Here is a 14,175-nt window from a genome sequence, read left to right as displayed (position 1 = left end):
CGCCTTACTTAAACTGTTTGAGGAAACGCAGATCGTTTTCGAAGAATGCACGCAAATCGGTCACGCCATAGCGCAGCATCGTCAGACGCTCCATGCCCATACCAAATGCGAAACCGGAATAGACTTCGGGATCGATACCGACATTACGCAGGACGTTAGGGTGCACCATACCGCAACCCAATACTTCCAGCCATTTACCGTTCTTACCCATGACATCCACTTCTGCGGACGGCTCGGTAAACGGGAAATAAGACGGACGGAAGCGAACCTGCAAATCTTCCTCAAAGAAATTACGCAGAAAATCATGCAGCGTGCCTTTCAGATTGGTGAAGCTGATGTCTTTATCGACGATCAACCCTTCCATCTGATGGAACATTGGCGTGTGGGTCTGATCGTAATCGTTACGATAAACGCGCCCCGGCGCGATGATACGAATAGGCGGCTGCTGCTTTTCCATGGTACGGATCTGAACGCCTGAAGTCTGTGTACGCAGTAGACGCGTAGCATCAAACCAGAACGTGTCGTGGTCAGCACGTGCGGGGTGATGTCCTGGAATATTTAGCGCATCAAAGTTGTGATAGTCGTCTTCGATTTCTGGCCCGGTAACCACTGAAAAGCCCAGCTCGCCGAAAAAGGTTTCGATGCGATCGATAGTGCGCGTCACTGGGTGCAAACCACCATTCTCAATGGTGCGCCCCGGCAGGGACACATCGATGGTTTCTTGCGCCAGACGCGCATTTAACTCAGCAGATTCCAACATGTGCTTACGGGCATTCAGCGCGTCCTGAACGTCTTGCTTAGCCTGGTTAATGACAGCGCCAGCAGCAGGACGTTCTTCAGCCGGCAACTCGCGCAGCGAGGTCATCTGAAGGGTTAAGTGACCTTTTTTACCCAGATATTCGACACGCACATTTTCCAGTGCGGCAACATCCTGGGCCTCTTCTATAGCTGTTCTGGCTTTGGCAACCAGTTCTGCGAGATGTGGCATTGTGTTCCTCTTTTTCTGCCTATGCGGCCAACTGTCATGATTGAAGAATGTCGTTTTACTAAAAACGATAGTAAAAACCGGCAATTATAAATAAAAAAGCCTCCCTTAGGGAGGCTTAAGCGCTACTTTTCGTTTCTTTTCTTACGCGCAAAGCCCCCTGAGTTCAGGCGCTAAAGTAAAAAAAGAAACGGAAAATAGCAGCGTTCATACTTGCGTTACCTTGTTTTGAGAATCACAAAAAAGCCATGTAAATAACAAATGGTATTGTAAATACCGAAAACTGTGGTGCTTGACGAAAAGAGGGAGCCAAAGCTCCCTCTCTCAACTGACTTACGCCAGTGCCGCTTTCGCTTTTTCGACCAGCGCGCTGAACGCTAACTTATCGAATACTGCGATATCGGCCAGAATCTTACGGTCAATTTCAACAGAAGCTTTTTTCAAGCCGTTGATGAATTTGCTGTAAGACAAACCGTTTTGACGAGCTGCCGCATTGATACGTGCAATCCACAGCTGGCGGAATTGACGTTTACGTTGACGACGGTCGCGGTAAGCGTATTGACCAGCTTTGATTACTGCCTGGAAGGCAACACGATAAACACGCGAACGGGCACCGTAGTAACCTTTCGCTTGTTTCAATATTTTCTTGTGACGTGCACGGGCAACTACACCACGTTTTACGCGAGCCATATGCTCTCTCCTAAAGTCTTATTCTGAATTAAAAAAAGGTTACTTATGCGTACGGCAGACAAGCGATGACAAGACCCAGATCCCCTTTGGAGACCAGACCTTTCGGACGCAGGTGACGTTTACGCTTAGTTGACTTTTTGGTCAGAATATGACGCAGGTTAGCATGCTTACGCTTAAAACCACCGCTTGCGGTTTTTTTAAAGCGTTTAGCGGCGCCACGTACTGTTTTAATCTTTGGCATTGTTATTTCCACTTCGCATTGTTAATAAAACGAATCAGATAAGGCGAACAAAGCCGTACAACACAGTGGTTGTACGGTCTTGCTACTTGAATGCCTTACTGTTTCTTCTTCGGTGCTAGCACCATGATCATCTGACGGCCTTCGATCTTCGATGGGAAGGATTCGACAACTGCCAGTTCACTCAGATCGTCACGAACGCGGTTAAGCACTTCGATACCAATCTGTTGGTGCGCCATTTCACGGCCGCGGAAACGCAGTGTGATTTTAGCTTTGTCACCATCTTCAAGAAAGCGAATCAGGTTGCGTAGTTTGACCTGATAGTCGCCATCATCGGTACCAGGTCGGAATTTGATTTCCTTGACCTGAATAACTTTTTGTTTTTTCTTCTGTTCCTTTGTAGCCTTACTCTTCTCATAAAGGAACTTGCCGTAATCCATAATTCGGCAAACCGGCGGCTCGGCGTTCGGACTGATTTCAACTAAATCAACACCTGCTTCTTCGGCTTTTTCTAATGCTTCATTTAGACTTACGATGCCAAGCTGTTCGCCTTCGACGCCAGTCAGGCGTACCTCATGTGCGCGAATCTCTCTGTTGATGCGATTAGGACGCGCCGGTTGAACTCGTTTTCCGCCTTTAATACCTATACCTCCAATTGATGAAGACTACGGCTGCGAATCTCTTGCAGCAGCTTGCTGATAACTTCACTGACATCCAGGCTCCCCAAGTCTTTACCGCGACGAGTACGGACAGCAACTTTTCCTGCCTCGACCTCTTTGTCGCCACAAACCAGCATATAGGGAACGCGTCGTAAAGTGTGTTCGCGGATTTTAAAGCCTATCTTCTCATTTCTCAAGTCTGCTTTCACACGAATGCCCGCTTCTTGCAATTTTTGGGTCAATTCGTTGACATAATCAGACTGGCTATCGGTGATATTCATAATCACCACTTGAACCGGCGCTAACCAGGTTGGGAAGAAACCAGCGAATTCTTCGGTCAGAATACCGATAAAACGCTCCATTGAACCCAAAATAGCCCGGTGAATCATAACCGGTACCTGACGCTCATTGCTTTCACCAACGTAAGATGCGTTCAGACGACCCGGTAATGAAAAGTCGAGCTGCACCGTACCACACTGCCACGCGCGATCCAAACAGTCATGCAAGGTAAATTCAATTTTTGGGCCATAGAACGCCCCTTCACCCGGCTGATAAGCAAACTCAATGTTGTTTTCAGTCAACGCCGCCGCCAGGTCGGCTTCAGCACGATCCCACATCTCATCGCTACCAATGCGTTTTTCAGGACGCGTAGACAGTTTCACCACGATTTTTTCAAAACCGAAGGTGCTGTACATGTCATACACCATCTTGATACAGCTGTTCACTTCATCGCGAACCTGCTCTTCCGTACAGAAGATGTGTGCATCATCCTGAGTGAAGCCGCGCACACGCATTAAGCCATGCAGAGAGCCTGACGGCTCATTACGATGGCAGCTACCGAACTCAGCCATACGCAGCGGCAGATCGCGATAGGATTTCAATCCCTGATTGAAAATCTGTACATGGCCTGGGCAGTTCATCGGCTTGATGCAGTATTCACGATTCTCTGATGACGTCGTAAACATCGCTTCTTTGTAGTTTTCCCAGTGACCGGTTTTTTCCCACATCACACGGTCCATCATGAATGGACCTTTCACTTCCTGATACTGGTACGACTTCAGCTTCATGCGCACAAATGCTTCCAGCTCGCGGAAGATCGTCCAGCCGTCGTTGTGCCAGAACACCATACCCGGCGCTTCTTCCTGCATATGGTACAGGTCAAGCTGTTTGCCGATCTTGCGGTGGTCGCGCTTAGACGCTTCTTCAAGACGTTGCAGGTAAGAAGCCAGTTGCTTTTTATCCGCCCACGCGGTGCCGTAGATGCGTTGCAGCATTTTGTTTTTGCTGTCACCACGCCAGTAAGCACCCGAGGTTTTCTGCAATTTGAAATGATGGCAGAAACGCATATTCGGTACGTGCGGACCACGGCACATATCGACGTATTCTTCATGGTGATACAGACCTGGACGATCGTCGTGGCTGATGTTCTCATCCAGAATCGCAATTTTGTAGGTCTCACCGCGCGCAGCGAACGCGTCGCGCGCTTCCTGCCAACTGACTTTTTTCTTGATGACATCATAGTCAGTGTCAGCGAGCTCATGCATACGCTTTTCGAGCAGCTCAACGTCTTCCTGAGTCAGGGTACGGTCGATGTCAACATCATAGTAAAAACCGTTATCGATAACCGGACCAATGGCCATTTTGGTATTTGGCCACAGTTGCTTGATCGCATGGCCCAGCAGGTGCGCACAGGAGTGACGAATAATCTCCAGGCCGGCTTCATCTTTAGCGGTAATGATGGCTAACTGCGCATCGGTATCGATCTTATCGCTGGCGTCAACCAGCTCACCATTGACACGTCCGGCGATACAGGCTTTTGCCAGACCGGGACCAATATCAAGTGCAACATCGAGGGGAGAAACGGCGTGGTCGTAATGACGCTGACTTCCATCAGGAAGGGTGATAACTGGCATTATAATTCCCTTATTTACAGTGGTGAGCCACACGAAAGCTCACATGCAAAAAATCGCATATCAATTGAAAATCAAAAGTGTTACCCATGCTATTTCTCTGTACTCTGTGAAATATATACACATGATGCGAACACTACAGGTGCGCATTAGCGTGACATGAATAACGTCGGGGCAATAATACACCTTATAACTTGGGTGTTAAAGCCGGATGGTAGCCTGCTCATCGTTGTCTCGTAATGAGCAGGCCAGAAAAGCGTTACGGTGTCTGTACAGACTTCAGTGCTGCGCTATTTTTGCGAGAAAAGCGGAAACCCAGCCAAATAATGGCAATCCAGAACGGAATCAACACTACTGATATACGAATCCCCGGCGATAGCAGCATAATCACCAATATCCCCGCCAGAAATGCCAGACACAGGTAGTTACCCCACGGATACCAGAACGCTTTAAACGCAGGCACAACCCCCTTCGCTATCATCGCCTGACGAAAACGCAGGTGGGCAAAACAGATCATGATCCAGTTAATCACCAGCGTCGATACCACCAACGCCATCAGCAGCTCAAAGGCTTTGCCAGGCATCAGATAGTTAATCGCGACGCCAAGTGAGGTCGCCAGCGCCGACAGCGCGATAGAACGAACGGGCACGCCGCGCGCGTTAACCTTAGCCAAAGACTTCGGCGCATTTCCTTGTTTTGCCAAGCCGTACAGCATCCGGCTGTTACAGTATACGCCGCTGTTATACACGGATAATGCCGCCGTCAGTACCACGACGTTGAGCACGTTCGCCACTATGTTACTGTTAAGCGCATGAAAAATCAGGACAAACGGACTACCGCCGCCGACCACATTCCCCCACGGGTAGAGTGACAACAAAATAGACAGCGCGCCGATATAGAAAATCAGGATGCGGTACACCACCTGATTAGTCGCCTGAGGGATAGAACGTTTCGGATCGGCCGCTTCTGCGGCCGTGATCCCCACTAATTCCAGTCCACCGAATGAAAACATGATCACCGCCATCGCCATGATCAAGCCGCTTGCGCCATTCGGCATGAATCCGCCATGAATCCATAAATTACGAACCGTCGCCGTTTCGCCACCATTACCACTCAGCAACAGCCAACTGCCAAAGACAATCATCCCAACGATGGCGAGCACTTTGATAATGGCGAACCAAAATTCCGTTTCCCCAAACATCCGCACATTAACGAGATTGATCAGGTTGATCAGCACAAAGAAGATAGCCGCAGACAGCCAGGTTGGCGTATCCGGCCACCAGTATTGGATATAAATCCCCACGGCGGTCAGCTCCGCCATCCCTACCAGAATAAACATCGCCCAGTAGTTCCAACCCGCGAGGAAACCCGCAAAATCGCCCCAGTATTTAAAGGCAAAATGGCTGAATGAACCCGCAACCGGTTCTTCTACTACCATCTCGCCCAGTTGCCGCATAATCAGAAACGCAATCATGCCAGCTATCGCATAGCCCAATAAGACGGACGGGCCAGCCATTTGAATAGTCTGCGATATCCCTAAAAACAGCCCAGTACCGATAGCACCACCCAGTGCTATCAACTGAATATGCCGATTTTTTAGCCCTCGTTTTAAAACCAGTTCCTGTTGATCGTTTGCTATGTTGCTCTGAGCATTTGCCATATTGTTTTTATGCTTCCTGTAAAGCCTTCTTCATTTTTATAACAATGCCTGCTTACGACACCCACATGAAAGCGGGTGCAAACAGGCAAAAGAAATGTATTTAAGCGCTACACAGTGATTGGGCTATCAACGTTCGGGAATGACATTTTTAAACGTTAACTCCACATCATCACGACCGAGCTCGGCGACAAGCGCTTCAGGCTCGCTTTTCTCTACATTCTGGGGTAACAATCTTTTCAATAACGCTAGCTGCTGGCGTTGCTGCTCTACGATCTCTTGCAGCAATTTCACTTGCTCATTCGCTCTGACGCTCGCCCGATTGACAAAAAACCAGACCAGTGCAGCCAGTAGCACAACCAACAAGACGAAAACCACTTCTAATATGTTCACAACGACTCCACTTATCGCTACTTAGACAGACATCTACGGGCTATCTTAACATCAGGGCGTAACCAAATTCGATACCCGACGTGGTCCGTTATCCACAGCATGCTGATGCACATCGCTATCGTATTGGTACAAAATAAAAAAACGTGAGGAACGTTTTTCGACGTCGCTTGCGACGGCCCACAGGGTAGCGGCCAGGGATGGCACGCCATAAAAAAGCCTGTCGGCAAGGACAGGCTTAGCAAGCGATAAGGGATATCAGAAAGGATAATCGTGGTAGCCCATCTGCTCAGAGATATTTCTGGCGGCAGTGTGCAGCGTAGCCACATATTCGTGTTTATTTTCTTCTGAAAAACGAATTGTTGGGAAAGAAATACTGAGGCCAGCAATCACAACACCAAAGCGATCGAATACCGGAACAGCGATGCAACGCAGCCCTTCTTCCTGTTCTTCTTTATCTTCGCCGTAGCCTTGCTCGCGCACGACATCCAATTGATTAAGAAGGTCTTCAGCAGAACACAACGTATGTGGTGTACTGCGAGTGAATTCGACAGTCGACAGAACTTCTTCCACTTCGCCACGATCGCGCCATGCTAATAGCACTTTACCAATTGCAGTACTGTGCAGAGGATTGCGGCGACCAATACGCGAATACATGCGCAGGTTATACATAGAGTCAATTTTGTGGATATAAACGATGCCGTCTTCATCCAGCGCACCGAGGTGGATCGTTTCCCTCGTCAGCGCAGACAACTCACGCATCTGTATATCCGCACTGCGGATTAAATCTACGTTCTGCAATGCTTTCGCACCAAGTTCAAACAACTTGAGCGTCAGCGAATATTTCTCCGATTCACCTTCCTGCGCAACATAGCCCAGGGATTTCATCGTCTGCAAGAAGCGGTAAACGGTACTCTTGGACATCATGACGCGCTGAGAAAGCTCGGTAATACCAATTTCTCTCTCTTCACCTAATGCCTGCAAAATACCAAAAACCTTTAAAACGGACGACACGGAATCGGGTTGTTTATCTAAATCTGCAATAGCCATTTTTGTGGTTACCCTACTCAGGTTTTTTTTGTTTTAAAAAAAATAGAACAATGGTTTTAGTATAAAGGGAACGCTTTGATTATGGCAATGGAGCAATAACGATAATCAAGTTAAGTTTGAGAAATAACCGCGTCAGAGACTTAATAAAATAATATGTAAGTAAATATTTTAAAATAATCCGCGCCATAAAATGTGACGCGGACTTATTAGTATTATTAGTTCCAGACGGAATCAGGAACCTTCGCCAGATACAGCGCAGGTTTTCCATCTACGTCAGAAGTAAACAGGACTTGTTTATTATCCGGCGTGAAAGAAGGGTGTGGGTGAGTGACCTGACGGTCGCCTTCCAACACTTCCCAGGATGTATTGTGTTGCGCAATACGGTGTTCTTTGCCGGTTTTCAGGTTGAAAACATACAGGAACGGATCGTTCTCAATTTTGTAGCCACCGTCATCCTGTACATCGACTGGCGCATCGGAACCATCACCAACCAGCAGTGTGCCATCATAGTTACTCATCAGGTGAGAACATGGCGGCATGATGCGCAGTTGACGATCTTCCAGCGTAACGGGGTCGATGCTGCGGATATAGCGGTTGGTATCGTCTTTAAGGTAAGAGACGTAAATCATCGCAGAACCATCTGGCACCCAGAATTCGTGGGTACAGCTTTCGCCTTCAGCATGCTCTTTCACTTTACGCATGTTGGTACCGTCTTCGTTGATGAACCACATACGGGCATCAACCAAATCGTGTGGACCTTCATGGCAGAACGCAACCGTATTGTCATCGCCTGGACGGTAAATTGGGTGACCCAGCCATTGATTTTCCTGAAGGATCGTCTCCGCTTCGCCTGTGACTAAATCAACGCGAATTAGACGGCAACAAGGATTAGTGAAATAGAACTCCTGGAATTTTTTCCAATCGGTCAGTGGTTTCCAGTCTTCTTTTTTAATCTCAATGCCGACCATTTTAGTGCAATCGGAATTGGCAACCCAAGTACCGTAGCCGACCCAATCGTCAGGCACCTGATAAATGGTTTTCTCTTCCAGCGTAGCCAGATCGACACGCATCAGATTGCGGGTATTTTTAACGTAATACAACGCATCGTCATTCGGGGACAGGAAACCACCGAAGGTGTTGTCGCCCTTGCCTTCCGTCAACTGCGTGGCATTCTGCGCTTTTAAATCCAACAGATAGTAATTCCATGGACCATCAAACGCCGCACCAAACAGCAGCTTGCTGCCATCATTGAAGAAACATTTCTGGTAGAAATAGTTGCGGTGGCAGATAACATCGGGCGGGGTTAAACGCACAACTTCGGTGCCAGTTGCTGAATCCTGATAGGTATGGAACGTTAGGGGAATCTTGTTACCTTTGGCCATCCGTAAATCCTTAGAACTTATCATGAAGAATCTGACGCCACACGCGCATACTCTCCGATACCCTGACATCCGCTCACCCAGCGAGTCGGCCACGCCGACGCCGGTTGTTCAAAAATCAGGCCACCAATCTCACGCGAGACGCCTGTTATATCGGCATTATAGAAACAATGTTTCATTTTTCCGTGATCGTGGTTTTATTTTATAAAACATTCTTCATATTTTCACCACCTGTTTCAGATCTAATGAAAACATTCGGACAGATAAAGTGCAGGAGCGATGAATCAATAAACGCAGAAATAACAAAGGCCCGAATGGGCCTTTGGGAAGAAACTAGCGTGAATTACTTCAGGAACTCACCGGAACGGAGCGCTTCGATGCGCTTATCCAACGGCGGGTGTGACATAAAGAGTTCGCTGAAGGATTTCGATTTTCCGTTAATGCAGAAAGCCATCATGCTGCCCTCTTCCTGCGGTTCGTAGCTGGTCTTCAGGCGTTGTAGTGCTGCGATCATTTTTTCACGCCCCACCAGCTTGGCAGAACCGGCATCCGCATGGAATTCACGATAGCGTGAGAACCACATGGTGATAATGCTGGCAAGAATACCAAATACCAGTTCCAGCACGGTCGCGACGGCAAAATAAACCAGCGGATTGCCGTTACTGCTTTCGCCTTCATCACGATTACCGGACAGGAAACCGGAAACGACCTGAGCGATCAGACGAGAGATAAAGATAACGAAGGTGTTTACTACCCCCTGAACCAGCGTCATCGTTACCATGTCACCATTCGCGATATGACTAATTTCATGCGCGATAACCGCTTCGGCCTCGTCACGACTCATGTTTTGCAGCAACCCCGTGCTCACCGCCACCAGAGAAGCATCACGACGCGCTCCCGTCGCGAACGCATTGATATCTGGCGCATGGTAAATAGCCACCTGTGGCATCGCGATCCCAGCCTGCTGTGACTGTGAACGTACCGTTTCCACCAACCAGCGTTCGGTTTCGTTACGTGGTTGTTCAATGACCTCACCGCCAACGGACCGCAACGCCATCCATTTAGACATCAGCAGTGAAACAAACGCACCGCCAAAGCCAAACAGCCCAGCCATAATCATTAAGCCCTGGACACTGCTGGACTGAATTCCCGTCAGGCTGAGTACCAGCCCGAAAACCAACATCACCGCCAGGTTGGTGATCAGGAAAAGCGCAATACGCATCATAAAGGTCTGATTTCCTCTCGCAGAAAAATAAAGTTTACAACACCTACATCGTATGGGTTGTCGTGGTATTTTCAAGTATTCTTAACTTTTCAGTTACTAAATCCACATAACTTTACATTTTTCAAAAGGAAAGCGTCATCCTGCCTGCGGGTAGCCCTGATAGATCAGCGTAATAACGTTGACCGAAAATCGATAAATGCCGCAGCGTGATCGACCTGAATCGCACCGACGCCAGCCCGAATGAGTGCACCCCATACGACGTCAGGATCGACTAAGGCACGGGTATCGCTGTAATCCAGCGGGTGCGCACAATCCAGCGTGTTCACCCAGATACGTACGCCAAGCCGTTGAAATTCAGCATACGCCTCAACCAATGTATCAATATGATCAAAGTTGGCTTCCACTATGGCAACGCCAAAGTCGTCAATCTGCCGCAGAATATCGACGGTTTCTCCTCGTTGGAGTTGGATCAACGGCATGTACGGTATCAGGGAATCCGGCGACGGTGAAACGAGAGGAAAACGGGCAGCAGCAAGATGGATGGGACTTTTCATAATCGCCCCCGCACTGAGACCTTTATCACGAATATCGCGGGCAATGACACCAAATTCTCGCTCATTCTTCACATCCACATTGATAACAATGCGCCCGCGCGCCTCTTCGAGTACCTCGTACAACAGCGGGATTTTTTCGGTACTTAACGGCCATGCCGAACTGCCATCACTCCCGCGTAGACGCGCCTGGCGAATCTCTGCAAGCGTCATCTTGCCAACCTTGCCCCTCATATTGCTTGTGCGGTCGAGTGTATTATCATGAATCACGACAACATGGCTATCAGCCGTTAATTGCGCATCTATCTCCACGATATCAACCCCTAATCGAATGGCTTCGCGCAGCGCCGCCAGCGAATTTTCCGGTGCCGACGCCCAGACGCCGCGATGTGCTACCGTCAAGACCGTCGTGTTTTGTGCCGCAATCAATTCCTGAGTGATGCCTTTACTTTGCTTTGTCATCAGTCAAAAACTCCACATAAACGGGGAATATCATGAATGACGGGCAACCGACTGCGCAAAATGCTGCAACAGAAGATCGCCACGCGAAACCACATTGTCCAATGCCTGCTGCGGCGTTTCTTGCTCTGCCCAGACTTTCTCCAACTCTTCGTCCATGATGGTGCGGATTTGCGGCATATTGCCTAATCGGAATCCACGTGTATAAGGCAAAGGCGGCTTATTGGTGAGCTGTTTCATGGCAACATCGCTACCGGGGTATCTGGCATAAAACCCCTGCTCGCGCGTCAGTTCGTAAGCAGGTTGCGTCACCGGAAGATAGCCCGTCATTTGATGCCATTCGGCAGCATTTTCCGGCAGTGTCAGGAAATGCAGGAATTCAGCGATCCCTTGATAATGCGATGCGGCTTTCCCTTTCATGGCCCAGAGACTTGCACCTCCGATGAACGTATTCTGCGGCGCACCTTTAGCGTCTTCGCTATAAGGCAACATTCCTACACCGTAATGAAATTTGGCATAGTTCTGAATCTTACGTAACCCACCCGATGAGGTCGTCAATATGCCGCAATCGCCGTTATAAAAACGTGCAGTTCCCTCGTCATTGCGGCCAAAATAGCTGAACTCCTTCTTCTTCATCATCTCCGCAAGCTGGTTGATGTGGGCGACCTGCAACGGGCCATTCACCAGCAAATGCGTATCGACACCGTCGAACCCATTGTTTTTTGTCGCGATCGGCAGTCCGTTCCACACGCTAAAGGCTTCCAGCAATATCCAACCCTGTTGCCCGGCATTCGTATAGCCGCACGTCATCCCGCTCTGACGCAGTCGTGCCGCATCGTACGCCAATTCGTTCCAGGTCCGTGGGGGGTTATCGGGATCGAGCCCCGCTTTGATAAAAGCATCTTTGTTGTAGTAGAGAACGGGGGTTGAACTGTTAAACGGTTGGGAAATCAGATGCCCGGTTTGGCTATCGCTATAAAACAGCGCCACCGCAGGCAGAAAGGCCTTTTCATCATTGTCGATACCGACCTGCTTGAACAGGTCATACACCGGAACAATCGCCCCGCTGTGTATCATATTCGGCGTACCAACATCATAAACTTGCAAAATATCCGGTGCATTACCGGTGCGATAAGCGGCAATACCCGCGGCCAGCGTCTGCTCATAGCTGCCTTTATAGATAGGTTCAACATGATATACCGTCTGAGATGCGTTAAACCGATTGACCAGCCGTATCAATTCGGTATTCAGGTTGCTGTCCATGCCATGCCAAAATGTCAGTTCAACCGCCGCTCTGGCAGACAGAGGGATAAGCAAAACCATACTTAACAACATCAAAAAAACAGATGTGAACCTAAACCGAATCATCATGGTATTTTCTCCGGCTACTCTTTGTTTTTAAAGAAAGTTGTTTTTAAAGAAAAATTGTTTTTAAGGAAAGTTGCTTTTAAGGAAGCCCGCGTCAGGAGAAGACGTGCCAATAACGACGCTAGAGTTCGCCTGTGACACATGGATGACGATAAAAGTGGTGAACTGTATCGCGATATTTCAGCAAATGAAGAGAAGGAATCATGTAGCAGGAAAGAGAGAAAACTTCTCGAACTGGGCAGCATGTGGCATGCCCAGCACGATATTCTGTCAGCGTGGGATTTTATTAACTTTGCGCATGTGCCATGTCCGCACGCATTGCGTCAGTAACAGGTTGATGCTTCGGTGGTTTAATCCACAAGGTAATCAGCAGCGAGACGACAGACATAATGATAATTGCCATAAATGTCGCCTGAAAGCCCCCAAGTTGTGCGGCGATAAATGAGCCAGACAACGCGCCGATACCGAATCCCTGATAAATCACGCCGTAGTTTTTGCTGTGATTTTTCAGGCCAAAGAAGTCGCCGACAATCGCCGGGAATACCGTGATATTGCCACCAAAGCAGAAGGCAATCGCACTGACACAGGTAAAGAACAGTATTGGACTAAGCGGCAGAAAAGTCATCACTGACACCGCAAGAATAGTTACAAACAGCGTAAAGCTAATTACTCGCATACGTCCGACATTATCGGAAAGTGCACCAAGCACAATACGCCCAACGGTATTAAAAATCGCAATCGCAGAAACGGCATTTGCCGCCGTCGCCATATCCATTCCGGCCATTTGCACGCCGATATCTTTCACAATACCGATCAAATACAGACCGCTCATGCACGCCGTGAAGAAAATAATAAACAGCAAATATGATTCTTTGGTTGCCAACATCTCGCCCAGCGAGAAATCACTCGACGCTCCCTGAACCGCAGCTTGTTGTACTGGTAGCGTAGCAGGCTCTTTCAGCAATGAACTCCCGACCAGAATCATCGCCATAACGATAATTCCCCAGTAGAAAAAGGCGTCTGAGACACCGACTTCCGCAATCAAAAAGCTGTTTACGTATTTGAACAACAGACTTCCGGTACCAAATGCACCAACCGAAATACCCGCAATCAGCCCTTTGCGGTTAGGAAACCATTTGATCAAATTAGACAGCGTCGTGATGTAAGCCGTGCCGTCAGCAAAGCCGACAACAACCCCCATCAGCAGATAAATCAACGTCAGCGACGGGCTCACCGCACTAGCCATCAGACCGGCACCCAGCGCAATGCCTGCGATCATAGTTAAGCGGCGCAGGCCAATACGCTCCTGAAATTTACCGGCAAACAGCGTTGCAAATGCCAGACAGAAACTGGTGATTGAAAACGTCGTTGCCACAGCGCTCAGCGCCCAGCCAAATTTATCTACCAGCGGCTGGTTGAATAAACTCCAGGTGTAAATCGTGCCGAGTCCCATTTGGGTGATAATCGTACCGAGGACAATGACTCCCCGATTAACAGGTTTAGTATTCATGGGTTTTCCCCTACATCAAAAATTAGTCCGATTCGCTCGGCACGCTAAAAAATATAAGCTGATGTGGAGAAGAGAAAATCCATCAAAACACTGTCAGCTTATGG

Annotated in this window: 14 protein-coding genes and 1 other annotated feature; all 14 genes read right to left on the bottom strand. The window is 48.6% G+C overall.

From position 1 onward, the window contains the following. Positions 1–4 precede the first annotated feature (4 nt). The gene (gene pheS, locus EDI29_RS02570; protein WP_014915263.1) at positions 5–988 is read right to left on the bottom strand and encodes a phenylalanine--tRNA ligase subunit alpha; all 984 of its coding nucleotides are present in this window, start codon (positions 986–988) and stop codon (positions 5–7) included. Positions 989–1,077: 89 nt separating this feature from the next. Further along, positions 1,078–1,201 (bottom strand) — a sequence feature (Phe leader region). Then, positions 1,152–1,196 (bottom strand): pheST operon leader peptide PheM, encoded by a 45-nt coding sequence (pheM, locus tag EDI29_RS02565; RefSeq protein ID WP_106120997.1) that lies wholly within the window; start codon positions 1,194–1,196, stop codon positions 1,152–1,154. Its footprint overlaps the feature before it by 45 nt. A 117-nt stretch (positions 1,202–1,318) precedes the next feature. Next, positions 1,319–1,675 carry a 50S ribosomal protein L20 gene (gene rplT / locus EDI29_RS02560; protein WP_005968887.1) on the bottom strand — a complete coding sequence of 119 codons (357 nt, stop codon included), beginning with the start codon at positions 1,673–1,675 and terminating at the stop codon, positions 1,319–1,321. A 43-nt stretch (positions 1,676–1,718) separates the two neighbouring features. After that, positions 1,719–1,916 carry a 50S ribosomal protein L35 gene (rpmI, locus tag EDI29_RS02555; RefSeq protein WP_010275699.1) on the bottom strand — a complete coding sequence of 66 codons (198 nt, stop codon included), beginning with the start codon at positions 1,914–1,916 and terminating at the stop codon, positions 1,719–1,721. Positions 1,917–2,011: 95 nt separating this feature from the next. Then, positions 2,012–2,554, bottom strand: coding sequence for a translation initiation factor IF-3 (infC, locus tag EDI29_RS02550; RefSeq protein WP_137739598.1), 543 nt, complete (start codon positions 2,552–2,554; stop codon positions 2,012–2,014). A 2-nt stretch (positions 2,555–2,556) separates the two neighbouring features. Further along, entirely contained in the window at positions 2,557–4,485 is a 1,929-nt protein-coding gene (gene thrS, locus EDI29_RS02545) for a threonine--tRNA ligase (RefSeq protein ID WP_137739597.1), read from the bottom strand. Positions 4,486–4,741: 256 nt separating this feature from the next. Beyond that, positions 4,742–6,142, bottom strand: coding sequence for an amino acid permease (locus EDI29_RS02540; RefSeq protein ID WP_137739596.1), 1,401 nt, complete (start codon positions 6,140–6,142; stop codon positions 4,742–4,744). A gap of 126 nt (positions 6,143–6,268) precedes the next feature. After that, positions 6,269–6,532: a YebO family protein gene (locus EDI29_RS02535; protein WP_137739595.1), complete on the bottom strand. Its 264-nt coding sequence runs from the start codon at positions 6,530–6,532 to the stop codon at positions 6,269–6,271. A 255-nt stretch (positions 6,533–6,787) separates the two neighbouring features. Continuing rightward, complete coding sequence (kdgR, locus tag EDI29_RS02530) at positions 6,788–7,579, bottom strand: DNA-binding transcriptional regulator KdgR (protein ID WP_137739594.1); 792 nt, start codon at positions 7,577–7,579, stop codon at positions 6,788–6,790. Positions 7,580–7,794: 215 nt separating this feature from the next. Next, on the bottom strand, positions 7,795–8,961 hold the full coding sequence (gene ogl / locus EDI29_RS02525; protein WP_005968909.1) for an oligogalacturonate lyase: 1,167 nt from the start codon (positions 8,959–8,961) through the stop codon (positions 7,795–7,797). A gap of 340 nt (positions 8,962–9,301) precedes the next feature. Next, positions 9,302–10,183 (bottom strand): protease HtpX, encoded by an 882-nt coding sequence (gene htpX / locus EDI29_RS02520; protein ID WP_137739593.1) that lies wholly within the window; start codon positions 10,181–10,183, stop codon positions 9,302–9,304. 164 nt (positions 10,184–10,347) lie between these two features. Beyond that, positions 10,348–11,196, bottom strand: coding sequence for a glycerophosphodiester phosphodiesterase family protein (locus EDI29_RS02515; protein WP_137739592.1), 849 nt, complete (start codon positions 11,194–11,196; stop codon positions 10,348–10,350). Between the two features lie 30 nt (positions 11,197–11,226). After that, complete coding sequence (gene ugpB / locus EDI29_RS02510) at positions 11,227–12,564, bottom strand: sn-glycerol-3-phosphate ABC transporter substrate-binding protein UgpB (RefSeq protein WP_137739591.1); 1,338 nt, start codon at positions 12,562–12,564, stop codon at positions 11,227–11,229. 283 nt (positions 12,565–12,847) lie between these two features. Then, complete coding sequence (locus EDI29_RS02505) at positions 12,848–14,071, bottom strand: L-lactate MFS transporter (RefSeq protein ID WP_137739590.1); 1,224 nt, start codon at positions 14,069–14,071, stop codon at positions 12,848–12,850. Positions 14,072–14,175: the final 104 nt, after the last annotated feature.

The sequence above is a fragment of the Pectobacterium polonicum genome (assembly GCF_005497185.1).
Classification (GTDB): Bacteria; Pseudomonadota; Gammaproteobacteria; order Enterobacterales; family Enterobacteriaceae; genus Pectobacterium; species Pectobacterium polonicum.
The sequence above is the reverse complement of the archived record's forward strand: the minus strand, read 5'-3'. Positions and strand labels throughout refer to the sequence as shown.